This is a genomic window from uncultured Polaribacter sp., from assembly GCF_947503855.1.
GTDB lineage: Bacteria > Bacteroidota > Bacteroidia > Flavobacteriales > Flavobacteriaceae > Polaribacter.
Window position 1 is genome coordinate 93,879 of record NZ_CANNFF010000008.1, and the last position, 15,532, is coordinate 109,410.

Annotated in this window: 15 protein-coding genes; 12 read left to right on the forward strand and 3 right to left on the reverse strand. The window is 29.3% G+C overall.

Annotation, left to right across the window (positions count from 1 at the left end):
* The first annotated feature begins 44 nt into the window (after nucleotides 1–44).
* The 12 genes from Q0662_RS08495 to Q0662_RS08550 all read left to right on the forward strand — a co-directional run bounded on the left by Q0662_RS08495 (nucleotide 45) and on the right by Q0662_RS08550 (nucleotide 11,350).
* Complete coding sequence (locus Q0662_RS08495; protein WP_298948779.1) at nucleotides 45–1,148, forward strand: N-acetylmuramoyl-L-alanine amidase; 1,104 nt, start codon at nucleotides 45–47, stop codon at nucleotides 1,146–1,148.
* A gap of 53 nt (nucleotides 1,149–1,201) precedes the next feature.
* Complete coding sequence (locus Q0662_RS08500; protein ID WP_298948781.1) at nucleotides 1,202–2,155, forward strand: MlaD family protein; 954 nt, start codon at nucleotides 1,202–1,204, stop codon at nucleotides 2,153–2,155.
* Nucleotides 2,156–2,177: 22 nt separating this feature from the next.
* Nucleotides 2,178–3,494, forward strand: a complete 1,317-nt coding sequence (locus tag Q0662_RS08505; protein WP_298948782.1) for a (Fe-S)-binding protein — start codon at nucleotides 2,178–2,180, stop codon at nucleotides 3,492–3,494.
* 112 nt (nucleotides 3,495–3,606) lie between these two features.
* Nucleotides 3,607–4,386, forward strand: coding sequence for a (Fe-S)-binding protein (locus Q0662_RS08510; RefSeq protein WP_298948784.1), 780 nt, complete (start codon nucleotides 3,607–3,609; stop codon nucleotides 4,384–4,386).
* Between the two features lie 2 nt (nucleotides 4,387–4,388).
* Nucleotides 4,389–4,775 (forward strand): SPOR domain-containing protein, encoded by a 387-nt coding sequence (locus Q0662_RS08515; protein WP_298948787.1) that lies wholly within the window; start codon nucleotides 4,389–4,391, stop codon nucleotides 4,773–4,775.
* A 5-nt stretch (nucleotides 4,776–4,780) separates the two neighbouring features.
* The gene (locus Q0662_RS08520) at nucleotides 4,781–5,290 is read left to right on the forward strand and encodes a PH domain-containing protein (protein ID WP_298948789.1); all 510 of its coding nucleotides are present in this window, start codon (nucleotides 4,781–4,783) and stop codon (nucleotides 5,288–5,290) included.
* Nucleotides 5,283–6,782 (forward strand): PH domain-containing protein, encoded by a 1,500-nt coding sequence (locus Q0662_RS08525; RefSeq protein WP_298948791.1) that lies wholly within the window; start codon nucleotides 5,283–5,285, stop codon nucleotides 6,780–6,782. Before Q0662_RS08520 ends, Q0662_RS08525 begins: the two co-directional genes overlap by 8 nt.
* Nucleotides 6,773–7,696, forward strand: a complete 924-nt coding sequence (gene menA / locus Q0662_RS08530; protein ID WP_298948793.1) for a 1,4-dihydroxy-2-naphthoate octaprenyltransferase — start codon at nucleotides 6,773–6,775, stop codon at nucleotides 7,694–7,696. Before Q0662_RS08525 ends, menA begins: the two co-directional genes overlap by 10 nt.
* Nucleotides 7,697–7,711: 15 nt before the next feature.
* Nucleotides 7,712–8,227, forward strand: a complete 516-nt coding sequence (locus Q0662_RS08535; RefSeq protein ID WP_298948794.1) for an SRPBCC family protein — start codon at nucleotides 7,712–7,714, stop codon at nucleotides 8,225–8,227.
* 6 nt (nucleotides 8,228–8,233) lie between these two features.
* Complete coding sequence (locus tag Q0662_RS08540) at nucleotides 8,234–9,277, forward strand: o-succinylbenzoate synthase (RefSeq protein ID WP_298948797.1); 1,044 nt, start codon at nucleotides 8,234–8,236, stop codon at nucleotides 9,275–9,277.
* 4 nt (nucleotides 9,278–9,281) lie between these two features.
* Nucleotides 9,282–10,217, forward strand: a complete 936-nt coding sequence (locus Q0662_RS08545; RefSeq protein ID WP_298948799.1) for a CPBP family intramembrane glutamic endopeptidase — start codon at nucleotides 9,282–9,284, stop codon at nucleotides 10,215–10,217.
* Between the two features lie 26 nt (nucleotides 10,218–10,243).
* Nucleotides 10,244–11,350, forward strand: a complete 1,107-nt coding sequence (locus tag Q0662_RS08550) for an AMP-binding protein (protein ID WP_298948801.1) — start codon at nucleotides 10,244–10,246, stop codon at nucleotides 11,348–11,350.
* A 50-nt stretch (nucleotides 11,351–11,400) separates the two neighbouring features.
* Here Q0662_RS08550 and Q0662_RS08555 read toward each other — a convergent pair whose 3' ends face one another.
* The 3 genes from Q0662_RS08555 to pta all read right to left on the reverse strand — a co-directional run bounded on the left by Q0662_RS08555 (nucleotide 11,401) and on the right by pta (nucleotide 15,485).
* Nucleotides 11,401–12,126, reverse strand: coding sequence for a YebC/PmpR family DNA-binding transcriptional regulator (locus tag Q0662_RS08555; protein WP_298948803.1), 726 nt, complete (start codon nucleotides 12,124–12,126; stop codon nucleotides 11,401–11,403).
* A gap of 75 nt (nucleotides 12,127–12,201) precedes the next feature.
* Nucleotides 12,202–13,389, reverse strand: a complete 1,188-nt coding sequence (locus tag Q0662_RS08560; protein WP_298948805.1) for an acetate/propionate family kinase — start codon at nucleotides 13,387–13,389, stop codon at nucleotides 12,202–12,204.
* Between the two features lie 2 nt (nucleotides 13,390–13,391).
* Nucleotides 13,392–15,485, reverse strand: a complete 2,094-nt coding sequence (pta, locus tag Q0662_RS08565; RefSeq protein WP_298948807.1) for a phosphate acetyltransferase — start codon at nucleotides 15,483–15,485, stop codon at nucleotides 13,392–13,394.
* Nucleotides 15,486–15,532: the final 47 nt, after the last annotated feature.

Here is a 15,532-nt window from a genome sequence, read left to right on the forward strand (position 1 = left end):
GAAGCTCCAAATTATTAGATTTCAAAATTAGTTAAATTTTATTGATGCAATCCCAACAAAAACCTAAAAATATCAATACAAGTAAAATTTTATTTACAATATTGTTTACTTATCTTTTATTATTCAATTTTAATACTGTTTCTGCACAAAAACAATATGTTGTTGTAATTGATGCTGGTCATGGTGGTAAAGATCCTGGTAATCTTGGTAACGGTTTTAGAGAAAAACATATTGCCTTAAAAGTTGCTTTAGCTGTTGGTAAAAAACTCTCCAAAAATAAAGATGTTAAAGTAATATTTACCAGAAAAAAAGATGTTTTTATAGATTTATGGAAAAGAGGAGACATTGCAAACCACGCAAAAGCAGATTTATTTGTCTCTATTCATTGCGATTCGCATACCTCTAATGCTTATGGAGCAGGAACTTTTGTTTTAGGTTTAAGAGGTAATAAAAAGAATTTAGAAATAGCAAAAAGAGAAAATGCCGTTATTTTATTAGAAGATAACTTTAAAGAAAGATATGAGGGTTTTGATCCTAATTCTGCAGAATCTGTTATTGGTTTATCGCTATTGCAAGAAGAAAATTTAGACAAAAGTTTAACTTTAGCAAGTTTAATACAAAATAACTTTGCTTTTAAACTAAAAAGAAATAATAGAAAAGTAAAACAAGATAATTTCCAAGTTTTAAGAGAAACTATCATGCCAAGTGTTTTGGTAGAATTGGGTTTTTTAACCAATAAGAAAGAAGGTAGATATTTAAATTCTAAAAAAGGTCAAAATGAAATGTCTTCAGCTATTTCAGAGGCCATTTACAACTACATAAAAAACTTAAAATTAAATACAGTTATAGAAGAAGTAACAGCAGAATTACCATCAAAACAACTTAAAAAACCTATTGAGTTTAAGGTGCAATTAGCTTCTGGTAAAAATAAATTAGCAACTAAATCTTATAACTTTAAAGGTTTAAAAAATATACAAAGAATTAAGGTAGGTTCTAATTATAAATATTACTACGGTAACTCAAGTAGTTTAAAAGAAACTAAGAAAGCTTTGCAAAAAGCTGTTGCTAAAGGATATAAATCAGCATTTATAGTTGCTTTTAAAGATGGTAAGAAAGTTTCTCTAAAAGAAGTCTTAAAAATGAGGTAAAATTGGCACTTATTCCTAAAAAATATTAGTAATATTGTTTAAAAATTACAAGTATGTCAAAAGAACTAAAAACAGGTATTGCTGCAATACTTATAATTGCAATTTTTATATGGGGTTATAATTTTTTAAAAGGACAAAACTTACTAGACTCTGGTAAAAGAGTTTTTAAGGTAGAGTATCCTAAAATTGGAGGCCTTTCTAAGTCTAGCCCTGTAACCATTAATGGGTTTAAAGTTGGCAAAGTAGATAAAATAGAGTTTGATATAACAGATAAAAAAAGAGGTAATTTAATAGTTACTTTTATTGTAGAAAACGATTTTCAATTCTCAAAAAAAAGTATTGTAAAAATATATTCACCTAATCCATTAAGCAATTCTAGTTTAGCAATTGTACCCAGTTACGAAGGTGATTGGGCGGTTTCTGGAGATACATTAGAAGGTGAAATAGAAGAAAGTTTATTTACATCAATAGGAGAAAGATTAAACCCGTTACAAAATAAAATAGAGGCTGTAATTGTAGAAGCAGACTCGCTTTTTGCAAATATCAACAAAATTTTAAATAAAAAAACAGTAAATAGTATAAACAGTTCTGTAACAGATTTAGCTGCAACAATTGCAAATATTAAAGAGACTGTAAAATCTGTAAATTCTATGGTGGTAGATAATCAAGATAATTTAAAGGTTACCTTAGAAAAAACAAAAAACATTACAGAAAACATCAATAAAGTTACAGATAGTTTAACAGCTGTAGACTTTAAAAAAATTATAGCAAAAGCAGAAAATGCAGTAGATAATTTTAACGATTTGTCTACAAAACTAAACTCAGGAGATGGTACCATAGCTAAATTAATTAACGATAAAAAAATGTATAATAATTTAGAAGCTGCCACCAAAGAGTTAGAAGAATTACTTAGAGATATTAAATTAAACCCCAAAAGATATGTACATTTTTCTATCTTTGGTAAAAACTCAGACCCTTTCGAAGCAGCAGAAGATAAAAAAGAATAGTTTAACTAAATAATTACTTACAATGCAATACTTACCCAATATACTTTTTTTCATTGCATTACTTGCAGGTGTTGGTTTTTTTGTGATGAATATTCGCAAACTAACTAGAAACATTAAATTAGGTAAAAACGTTAATAGAACCGACAATCCAAGCCTACGTTTTAAAAATATGCTAAAGATTGCATTAGGGCAATATAAAATGGTTCGCAGACCTATTTCAGGTATTTTACATGTAGTGGTTTACGTTGGTTTTATAATTATAAATATAGAAGTTCTCGAAATTGTTGTAGATGGTTTGTTAGGTACACACAGAGTTTTTCAGGGGTTTTTGGGTGATGCTTTCTATGGCTTTTTAATAGGAACTTTCGAAATATTAGCAGCCTTAGTTTTTGTATCTGTAATTGTATTTTGGACACGTAGAAATTTAGCAAATATCAAACGTTTTTTAAGTAGAGAAATGAAAGGTTGGCCAAAAATGGATGGAAACCTAATCCTTTATTTCGAAATGGTATTAATGACACTTTTTTTGGTGATGAATGCCACAGATCCAGCTTTTCAACAAGCAGGTGTAGGTAATCCAATAAGTCAGTTTTTAGCACCTTTGTTTGATGGGTTTTCAACAGAAACAATACATGCAGTAGAAAGAACAGCTTGGTGGATTCATATTTTAGGAATTCTAGTATTCTTAAATTATTTATACTATTCTAAACATTTGCATATTTTGTTAGCATTCCCAAATACTTATTATGCAAATCTAAAACCAAAAGGACAATTTAATAATTTAGCGTCAGTTACCAACGAAGTAAAATTAATGATGGATTCTAGTGCAGACCCCTATGCAGCACCTGCAGAAGGAGAAGAAGAACCAATACCAGAGAAATTTGGCGCTTCTGAAGTAACAGATTTAAATTGGGTACAATTAATGAATGCCTACACATGTACAGAATGTGGACGTTGTACATCTGCTTGTCCTGCAAACTTAACAGGTAAAAAATTATCGCCTCGTAAAATTATGATGGATACCAGAGATCGTTTAGAAGAAGTGGGTAGAAATATAGATGCAAATGGAGGTACTTTTAAAGACGATGGAAAACAACTTTTAAATGATTACATTACTCCAGAAGAATTGTGGGCCTGTACAAGTTGTAATGCTTGTGTAGAAGAATGCCCTGTAAGTATAGATCCACTATCTATTATTATGGATATGCGAAGATATTTAGTGATGGAGCAAAGTGCAGCACCACAAGAATTAAATATGATGATGACCAATGTAGAAAACAACGGTGCACCATGGCAATACAACCAACAAGACAGATTAAACTGGACTAAAGAAGTTTAATAAAGCAAGTAGTTTTATAGCGGCAGTAAACAGTAAGTATTACTTATTGTGATTTTTTAGAAGCATAAATAAAAATTGTATCTATAAGTTTTAACAATTAAACAAAAGTATTATGAACGTACCAACAATGGCAGAAATGATGGCTCAAGGCAAGCAACCAGAAGTGTTGTTTTGGGTTGGTGCTGCAGGAAGTTATGATGATAGAGCAAAGAAAATTTCTAGGGCATTTGTAAAAATATTACATCAAGCCAATGTAGATTTTGCTATTTTAGGAACCGAAGAATCTTCTACAGGAGATGCTGCAAAAAGAGCTGGAAATGAATTTTTGTTTCAAATGCAAGCTATTATGAATATTGAGGTTTTAAATGGTTACGAAGTAAAAAAAATTGTGACCTGCGATCCTCATTCTTTCAATACTTTAAAAAACGAATATCCAGAATTAGGAGGTGTATATGACGTTTTTCATCATACACAATTTATACAAAACTTAATTGCAGAAGGACGTTTAAAAATAGACGACAATACTTTACAGGGTAAAAGAGTAACATTTCATGATCCTTGTTATTTAGGGAGAGCTAATGAGGTTTACGAATCTCCAAGAGATTTAATTAGAAGACTTGGTGTAAATCTAACAGAAATGAAACGCCACAAAAGAACAGCTTTATGTTGTGGTGCAGGTGGTGCACAAATGTTTAAAGATGCAGAAGCTGGAGATAAAGAGGTTAATATACTAAGAACAGAAGATGCACTTGAAACCAAACCAGAAATTATTGCTACAGGTTGCCCCTATTGTAATACAATGATGACTGATGGTATCAAATTTAAAGAAAAAGAAGATTCAGTTATTGTAAAAGATATTGCCGAATTAATTGCTGAAGCTAATAAATTGTAATTATGAAAAAACTATTTTTAATAACCGTTTTAACGCTGCTATTTTTTATTTCTTGCTCAAAAAAGCAAACACAAAAAGAAACTATTTTAAATACTACAAAAATAGATACAGTTAGTAACGAATCAGAAGTTACAACAAAGTCAATTAAAGATACTGTGATTTTTACCGTACAAATAGCTGCTTTAAAAAAGAAAAATGCAAAATTGGCAAATTTAGAAGGGGTACAATTATATTTAGAAGATGGACTTATAAAGTATAGATTGGGTAATTTTTATACCTATTTAGAAGCTAGAAATTATAGAAATCAATTAAGAAATTCTTACAAAGGTGCATTTGTACAAGTTTTAAAAAATAATAAGCCAATTTCTATAAAAGAGGCCATAGAGTAGTTTTTATGATAGATTCTTTCAAAAATTTAGAAGTTATTACTTTTCCTGAAATTGCTAATATCACTTTTAGAAAAATAGAAAAAAGCTATTTAAAAGTTATTTTAATTAATCTATCCTTACTTTTTTTAGTATTGTTTGCACTTTTATTTGTAGCAGACTATATAAACTTTTTTGAGCTTCAATATACCTTTTTAAGATTTTATATTAGTTTATCTTTTGTCTATTTAATTGTAGTTTTTATTAAAATTATTGGTTTAAAAAAAAGAAAATATGCAGTTAGAGAAAAAGATATTTCTTACAAAAAAGGTCTATTTTTTAAAAGTTTAACTACGGTTCCTTTTAATAGAATTCAGCATGTAGAAATAGATCAAGGTCCTATAGCTCGGTTTTTTAATTTAGCCTCTTTAAGTGTTTTTACTGCTGGTGATAGTAGTGAAGATTTAAAAATAAGTGGTCTTTTAAAAGAAGATGCCCAACAGATTAAAGAGTATATTAGCAATCAAATAGATGAATAATACACTAAATTTTAGCCAATTTAGACATCAATCTAAAAAAGGCATTGTTATTATTTATCTAAACCTACTCTACAAAGTTTTTAAAGCTTTTTGGTTATTGTTATTCTTATTCATTCAGAAATTTGCTAAAATTCCTGAAAATACACTAACCTTCATCTATATTGGCCTAGGGTTTTTGTTGTTATTTTTTTTAATTAGAGCTTTTTTAATTTTTAAAAATTTTCAATTTAAAATATATAATAATCATTTTATTTTAAAAAAAGGAATTTTAAAAAAAACAAATACTTCTATTCCTTTTGATAGGATTCAAAACATAAATTACAAACAAAATATTATACAGCAAATAATTAATGTGCACGAAGTAAATATAGAAACTGCTGGATCTAGTAAAGCAGAAATATCTATAAAAGCCTTGTCTATTATAGAGGCTAAAGCATTAAAAAAAGCCATTACTATTTACGACAAAAAAGATGCTGCTAACGAAGAAGAAATTATAGAAAAACCTTTATTAAAAATTGGTTTTTTTGAGTTGATAAAAGTAAGTCTAACAGAAAATCACTTGCAAAGTTTATTAATTTTATTTGCGCTTTTGGTTGGTTTTTTTCAACAGATTAGCGATCTTTTTGATGGTTTAGGAAAAAGAGAAATTTTAGATAATTACATTTCCGAAAATACATCTACTCTAGAAACAAGTGTTGTTTTAATTATTGGGTTGCTTATCTTTTTTACTATTATAGCTGTATTAAGTTCTGTAGTTAGAGTTGTGTTGAGGCATTTTGATTTAACGGTGTTTATAAAAAATAATGCGTTAGAAATTAACCAAGGTTTAACTACAAAAAAATCAGTAGTTTTAAAAAAAGCAAAAGTACAGCACATTACAGTGTCTACAAACCCCATTAAAAAATGGTTGGGTATTTCTTTTATCACCTTTAAACAGGCCATTAGCGGGAAAGTAAAAAAAAAACAAGACAAGGTTATTAAAATTGTAGGTTGTAAAAAAGCCCAAGTTTTAGAAATAAAAAACCTACTTTTTCCCAATGAAAATTTAGAAGGATTTACAAAAAACTTACCAGATATTTATTTTAGATTCAGATTGTATTTTAGAACTTTAATTTTATTAATTTTAATAAATATTGGATTGTTTTTCGGTTTCGAAAACAATTATGTGTTTGGGTTAAATGTTATTATTTTACCAATTTTTATCTTGTTTATCAAATTAAAATATAAGAAAAGATATTATTTTTTTAACGAAGAATTATTAGTAGTTGGTCAAGGAAGCATAGAAACACACAAAACAATTTTACCATTTTTTAAAGTTCAAAATGTAAAGTTGAAGCAAACTATCTTTCAAGTAAAAAAAAACGTAGCAGATATCGTTTTTCAAACTGCATCTGGTAAAGTTAAAATACCTTGTATACCTATAGAAAAAGCATTATTAATTTACAATTATACCTTGTATAAAATAGAAATAAGTAAAAAATCATGGATGTAAAAAGTTACATAAAAGCTGCACGTTTAAGAACGTTGCCTTTGTCTATTTCTGGAATTATTGTGGGGAGTAAGTTAGGGCTTGGAGATCTAATGTATGCAAATAGTACAATCACTTTATGGAGTACACCAATCTTTTGGTTAGCCATTCTAACCACCATAGGTTTTCAAGTGTTATCAAATTTTGCTAATGATTATGGAGATGGCATCAAAGGTTCAGATAAAAATAGAACTGGCGAAGCTCGTATGGTTTCCTCTGGGGTCATTTCACCGAAGCAAATGAAAATAGCAATGATAATAACAACAATCATCACTTTAATTATTGCACTATTATTAATTTACGTTGCTTTTGGTAGTAAAAATTTTGGGTATTCTATTTTGTTTTTTGTCTTGGGAATTGCCTCAATAGCTGCAGCTATAAAATACACAGTAGGTAATTCTGCTTATGGTTATAGTGGTTTTGGAGATTTGTTTGTATTTTTATTCTTTGGTTTATTAAGTGTGGTAGGTAGTTATTTTTTATACACCAAAGCCATCAATTTTAAAATATTTTTACCAGCAATTTCTATTGGTTTCTTAAGTACAGCAGTATTAAATTTAAATAATTTACGCGATAGAGAAGAAGATAAAAAGAACAATAAAAATACCTTAGTGGTAAAGTTAGGTACTAAAAACGCAAAAAAATATCACTATTTTTTAATTTTTGGAGCTTTAATTACAGCGTTAGTATTTACTTTTTTAGATTTCAGATCTATTTATCAATGCATTTATTTAATTGCATTTGTACCGCTAATAAAAAATTGTGTTACAGTAGCCAAAAATAATATTCCATCTGAATTAGATGGCGAATTAAAAAAAGTAGCATTAAGCACTTTTTTATTTTCGATTTTATTCAGCATTGCAAGTACATCATTTTAATAAAATAAAAATATAATGAAAACAATAAAAGTAATATTAATAACAATATCAGCTTTAGTGGGTGCTTTTTTGGTAACAGGTTTAATTGTTAAAGAAACGAGGTATACAGCAGAAGTTACTCTAAACAAACCTATAGCAGAGGTTTTTAGTAATTTTGCAAAAATAGATAGTGTAAAAAATTGGATTCCGGAAATACAGTCTGTAGAAACTGTTCATAAAAACCCAGGAATTACAGGTAGTGTGTATAGTTTGGTGGTTTTAAATCAAGGTGAAGAAATTACCATGACAGAAAAAATAATGGCTTACATACCCAATGAAAAAATCACCCTGTTTTACGATGCAGAAAATATGTTAAAAAAAGACGATTATCTTTTTTCTGAAAAAAATGGGGTTACTACCATTCGTTTAAACGCTAGTTGTCAAAGCGATTCTTATTTAATGGCATGTATTTTTCCTTATTTTAAAAGTACATTTAGAGAGCAAGATCAATCGTATTTAAACAATTTTAAAACATTTTTAGAAGAAAAATAATTTATTTTGATAAAAGCCAGCTACAAAAAATACGTCTTAGAATTTAAAAATGCCAGTGGTACATCTCGAGGTATTTTAAAAACCAAAGAAACTTGGTTTATCATTTTAGAAGAAAATGGTAAAATTGGTATTGGTGAAACAGGTTTGTTTAGAGGTTTAAGTATAGATGATGTACCAAATTACGAGAAAAAACTAGAATGGGTTTGTAATAATATTCATTTAGGTTTACAAAAGTTAGTAGCTGAAGTTTTTAATTTTCCATCAATTCAATTTGGTTTAGAACAAGCATTTTTATCTTTAAAAAGTGTTAATAAATTCCAGTTATTTCCGTCAGAATTTACCAAAGGTAACCTAGCAATATCCATAAATGGTTTGGTTTGGATGGGGGATAAAGGTTTTATGAAACAACAAATTCAAGAAAAATTAAAAAAAGGTTTTTCTTGTATTAAAATGAAAATTGGCGCGATTAATTTTGAAGAAGAAATCAACCTCCTAAAATCGATTAGAAAAGAATTTTCTGCAAAAGAAATTGAGTTAAGAGTAGATGCAAATGGTGCATTTTCTCCCAAAGAGGCTTTAGAAAAATTAAAAATTCTTTCTGAACTAGATATTCATTCGATAGAACAGCCCATAAAACAAGGGCAAATTGAAGAAATGGCTTTGTTGTGTCAAAAAACACCTTTGCCTATTGCTTTAGATGAAGAGTTGATTGGAGTTTTTTCTTATCAACAGAAAAAACAATTATTAGAAACCATACAGCCCCAATATATTATTTTAAAACCAAGTTTAATTGGTGGTTTTACTGGTAGTAACGATTGGATTGATGTAGCTAAAAGCAATCAGATTAATTGGTGGATTACCTCTGCTTTAGAAAGTAATATCGGGTTAAATGCGATAGCACAATTTACATATACTTTGAATAATAATTTGCCCCAAGGTTTAGGTACAGGTAGTTTGTTTACCAATAATTTAGATAGTCCCTTAGAAGTAAAAAACGGAGCATTGCATTACAATAATTCTAAAAAATGGAATACAAATTTAATTTTATAAAATAATGAATTTTATACAACAAGCATATAAAGGAAAAAACGAATGGTATCATTGGCTAACAACTCTATTTTTAGTTTTTTTAGGTTGGCAAATTTTAGGAGTAATACCATTAGTGATGGCTGCAGCAGCAAAATCTAAAAATATAGCAGAGTTTTTAGAGTTTGCACAAACTAATTTTATGACTGCAGGAATAGATAAAAATCTTTTATTATTCCTTATTATTTTTACTTTTTTTGTGGGCTTACTTTTTCTGTTTATTGGTGTAAAATATATACATAAAAGAACCATTACTTCTTTAATTACTAGTAGAAAAAAAGTAGATTGGAAACGTTTTTTTTATGGCTTTTTTGTTTGGGGTTTTATTGCAATTGCATTTTCCTACATTAGTATTTTATTAGCACCAGAAAATTTTATCTGGAATTTTAATGCAAAGCCATTTTTTATTTTGGTAGCCATTTCTTTTTTATTTATCCCATTTCAAACTAGTTTAGAAGAACTGCTTTTTAGAGGCTATTTAATGCAAGGTCTTGGAGTTTTGGCTAAAAATAGATGGCTTCCTTTAATTTTTACATCTGTAGTTTTTGGCTTATTACATGGTGCAAATCCAGAAGTGGCAAAATTGGGGCAACTTAGTATGGTTTTTTACATAGGTACCGGCTTGTTCTATGGTATTGTAACTTTGATGGATGAAGGCACAGAGCTAGCATTAGGTTTACATGCAGTAAATAACATAACAGCTGCCTTTTTTATTACTACAGATTGGACTGTTTTTCAAACAGATGCTTTGTACATAGATATTTCAGAGCCATCTTTAACTTGGGAAATGTTTTTGCCTGTGTTTGTTTTATATCCTATATTGCTGTTTTTGTTTTCTGAGAAATACGGCTGGAAAAACTGGAAAGAAAAACTAACAGGTAAAATTATTGAGCCAGTAAACTAAAAAGAAAACAACAGAGTTTTATAATATTGATACCAAAACCATTTCATAAACGTTTTCAATTAAACAATCATTCATTTTTAAATGTTGATGATTTATTAGCGTATTCAAAGAATAATTCTAAAGAAATATATACTTTTTTAGTAGAATGGTTTTCAGAGGAAGATACGATTTCTGTACAAACTTCGGGCTCTACAGCAAAACCACAAAAAATAACATTACAAAAAGACCACATTGTAAACTCAGCAAAAGCAACAGGTGCTTACTTTCAATTAAAAGAAAATACAAAAGCGTTATTATGCTTACCTGTAGATTATATTGCTGGTAAATTAATGCTTATTAGAGCATTTACTTTAGGTTGGCAATTAGACGTTGTTAACCCCAGTTCTAAACCCTTAAAAACGACTACTAAAATTTACGATTTTGTAGCTATGGTGCCTTTACAGGTAGAAAATTCTTTGGAAAAATTACACACTATTAAAAAATTAATTATTGGAGGAGGAGCCGTTTCTGAACAATTAAAAAACAAATTACAAAAAGTAAGTACGCAATGTTTTGCCACTTATGGCATGACAGAAACCATTACCCATGTTGCAATAAAAAGATTAAACAATGTAAAATCTTTTCGAGTTAAAATAACCAATAAGATGGCTTCTAAAAATTCTTATAAAGAAGCGTTTTATCAAACGTTACCAAATACCAGTATTTATAAAGATCAAAGAAATTGTTTGGTTATAAAAAACGACACAATTTCTAATAAAGTGGTTTTTACAAATGATGTTGTACAGTTAATTTCAGATACGCAATTTGAATGGTTAGGTCGTTTTGACAATGTAATTAATTCTGGTGGAGTCAAATTACATCCCGAAAAAATAGAAGAAAAATTGACAGAAATGATAACCCAACGCTTTTTTGTTTCAGGGATTTTTGATGAAAAATTAGGCGAAAAATTAGTTTTAGTTATTGAGGATTCCCAAATTTCAAACAAAGTTGAAATGTCTTTAAAAGAAAGTATCAAGGATATAGGTTTATCAAAATATGAAATTCCGAAAGAAATTTATTTTGTAGCACAATTTATAGAAACAGAAACAAAAAAAATCCAACGTAAAAAAACACTGGATTTAATTCAATTTTAAAAATATTTTTATCTATTGTTTGTTTTTATTTTTTACACAGCCTTTGTTTTTTATGACTCGTTACTTTTCATAGAATGATATACGTTTTGTACATCATCATCTTCTTCTAGTTTTTCTAAAAGTTTGTCTACATCAGCTTGTTGTTCTTCTGTAAGTTTTGTGGTAGTTGTTGGTATTCTTTCAAAACCAGAAGACAATATTTCTATATTATTTTCTTCAAAATAAGATTGTAAAGCTCCAAATTGTTCAAAAGGTGCATAAATTATTACGCCTTCTTCATCATCAAAAATTTCTTCAACTTCAAAATCTATCAATTCTAGTTCTAGTTCTTCCATATCCATTGTAATATCTTCCTTTTTAACGGTAAAATTACAAGTATGATCAAACATAAAAACAACAGAACCAGAAGTACCTAAATTACCATCACATTTATTAAAAGCGGCTCTAACATTGGCAACTGTTCTGTTATTATTATCTGTGGCAGTTTCTATTAAAACGGCAATTCCATGAGGTGCATATCCTTCAAATAAAACTTCTTTATAGTTTGCTGTATCTTTATCAGAGGCTTTTTTTATAGCGCGCTCTACATTGTCTTTAGGCATATTTGCAGCCTTTGCATTTTGTATTACAGCACGTAAACGAGAGTTGGTGTCTGGGTTTGGTCCTCCTTCTTTAACAGCCATCACAATGTCTTTACCAAGTCTGGTAAATGTTTTAGCCATTGCAGACCAACGTTTCATTTTTCTTGCTTTTCTAAACTCAAATGCTCTACCCATTTCTATAATTTCTTTTAATTAAAATGCTTACAAATGTAAAAATTTGGCTGGTTTATTGCAATTTTTGAGGGTTCTTTATTTTAAAAGCTGATAAGACTGTTTGGCTATTTCAATTTCCTCATTTGTTGGTATTATTAATATTTTTACTTTTGATGTTGCAGACTGTATTTCTCTAATTTTTTTAGAACGAATTTTGTTTTTTTCTTTATCTAATTCAATTCCTAAAAAAGTTAAATTTTCACATGCTATTTTTCTCATTTCTGCAGAATTTTCTCCAATACCAGCAGTAAAAACAATAGCATCTAATCCGTTTAAAACAGCTGCATAACTACCTATATATTTTCTAATTCTGTAAGCTGCTAAATTTAAAGCATGTTGGCATTCAGCATTTCCATTTGCTGCATTTTCTGTAATTTCTCTCAAATCAGAAAAACCAGTTAAGCCTTTCATGCCAGATTGTTTTTGTAACAAATTACTTACTTGTTCTGCTGTTTTATTTAACTTTTTCATCAAAAAGAAAATTACAGAATGATCTATATCTCCAGAACGAGTTCCCATAACTAACCCATTTGCTGGTCCTAAACCTAAAGAAGTATCAATACATTTACCTTCTTTTATGGCAGCCATACTACAGCCATTTCCTAAATGAATGGTAATTATATTTTTTGAGTTCTCTTGCTTTAGATAGTCGATTGCTTTTTCAGAAACATATTTGTGGCTTGTGCCATGAAAACCATAAGCTCTAATTTTATGTTTTTCTAAATATTTAGTAGGAATTGCATATTGGTATGCAACTTTTGGCATAGTTTGATGAAAGGAAGTATCGAAAATAGCAATTTGCTTTGCTTTTGTAAAGATAGTTTCTGCAATTTCGATTCCTGTTAAATTTGCAGGGTTGTGCAAAGGTGCTAAATCATATAAATCACGAATACTATTCTTTACATCGTCTGTAACTATTACAGTTTTACTGAATTTATTTCCTCCATGAACCACTCTATGTCCAACTGCCTCAATTTCATCAACCGTATTTATAACACCTAACTTTTTATCTAATAAAGTATCTGCAATTTTTTCCAAACCAATTTTATGGTTTAAAATTGGCATTGTTTCGTGGTATTCTTCACCGTTTTTATCGTGATTAAATATGGCATCTTCCATCCCAATTCTTTCTACCAAACCAACACATTTTACATGTTTAGAAGGCATTTCTATGACTTGATATTTTAAAGAAGAAGAACCTGCGTTTAATACTAAAATATTCATATTTATTGTTGATTTGCTTGAATTGCCGTTAATAAAACTGTGTTAAAAATATCGTCTACAGTGCATCCTCTGCTTAAATCGTTTACAGGTTTGTTTAAACCTTGTAACATAGGTCCAATGGCTAAGGCGCCAGTTTCTCTTTGTATGGCTTTGTATGTGTTATTACCGGTATTTAAATCTGGAAAAATTAATACAGAAGCTTGACCTGCAACATCAGAATTTGGCATTTTTGTTTTGGCAACAGACGTGTCTACAGCTGCATCATATTGTATTGGGCCTTCAATTTTTAAATTAGGATTTTTGGCTTTTACCAATTGAGTTGCTTTACGAACTTTTTCTACTTCTTCTCCTTTTCCAGAACTACCAGAAGAGTAAGAAAGCATGGCAACTTTGGCTTCGATACCAAAAGCTTCTGCAGATAATGCAGATGAAATTGCAATTTCAGAAAGTTGTTCTGCATTTGGGTTAGGATTTACAGCACAGTCTCCCATAACAGAAACTCTATCTGATAAACACATAAAAAATACGGAAGATACTATAGAAACATTAGGCTTTGTTTTTATCAATTGTAACGCTGGTTTTATGGTATGCATGGTTGTGTGTACTGCACCAGAAACCATACCATCTGCCAAACCGTTTAAAATCATTAAAGTACCGTAATAAGAAACATCTCTGGTTAAATCCATAGCTGTTGTCTCAGTCATTCCTTTATGTTTTCTGGCATTAAAAAGTGTGTTTGCAAATTCTTTATTATGTATAGAGTCTTCTGGATTTAGAACATTTATTTTGTCTAAATCAATTTGAATTCCTATTTGATCGCATTTTAATTGAATGGTTCTTTTATCTCCTAACAAAGTTAAATCTACAATGTCTAATAATTGTAAACGTGCTGCAGCTCTAATAATTCTTTCATCATCACCTTCTGGCAACACAATATGTTTTTTATGAGCTCTAGCTTTCTGTAACAAGTTATACTGAAACATGCTAGGTGTTAATCTATCTGAATGATATGAGGTTAAAATATTGGTTAAACCTTCTGCATTTACATACTTATCAAAAGTATCTAAAGAGAGTAATATTTTTTTGTTATGAGTAGCATAAATTTTAGATTTTACTGCTCCAATTTTATTAGTAATTTTAAAGGTACCTCCATCTACAGCTATAATAGGTACTGTAGATTGTACACCTTCTATTAATTTAATAATAGCATCTTCTGGTACTAAAGATCCTGTTAAAATAATCCCTGCTATTTTTGGATAATTTTTAGAGGCATTTGCTTGTAAGGCTCCTAAAATAATATCTGCTCTATCGCCAGGTGTAATTACCAATGCATTTTCTTTAATTCGGGTTAAGTAATTCCTAAGTTGCATAGCGCCAGTACTATAGCTTCCAATAGCATTGTCTAAAAATTGTTTGCCAAATAACACTCTGCCTTTTAGAGCTTGTACCACTTCTTTTACCGTTGGAAAAGCCAAAAAATCTACTTTAGGGATAATATCTATCTGTAGTTTTTCTGGAAAACTTTTTATCAACTCTTTACGAATGTAATCAACCTCATCTACTTCTATTTTATTTGCAATAATACCAATTACATCTACTTCTTTATTGATGAAAGAATTGTAAGAAAGTTGCATAGTATTTATAAAATCTTTCTTTTTCTTACCATTTCCAGATCCTACAATAAGTGCTGGTATGCCCAGATTTTTGGCAATCATTAAATTTACGTCGAGTTCTGTAAAACCACCTTCGCCAGAAAAATCGGTACCTTCTACTAAAACGTAATCATAACTAGCCTCTAGTTTTTTATATTTTTTGATGACATTGTGAATTACGTCATCTGCTTTTCCTTCACTTAAAAGTTCTACAACTTCGCTTTGCGTATAAGCAAAACAGTCTTTGTAGTTTATATCTAAGTTAAAAAATTTGATTGCTGTGTTTGTATGTTCGTCATAACTATGTTCATTAAACTCGTTAATAATAGGTCTAAAATACCCTACTTTGGCAGATTTAATTAACATCATTCTTAAGAGTCCTAAAGAAATTAAAGATTTACCACTGTCAGATTCAACAGTGGCAATATAGATGGCTTTACTCATTTTTTATTTTTAATATGGCACAAAAATAAGATATAAAAAAATGACTA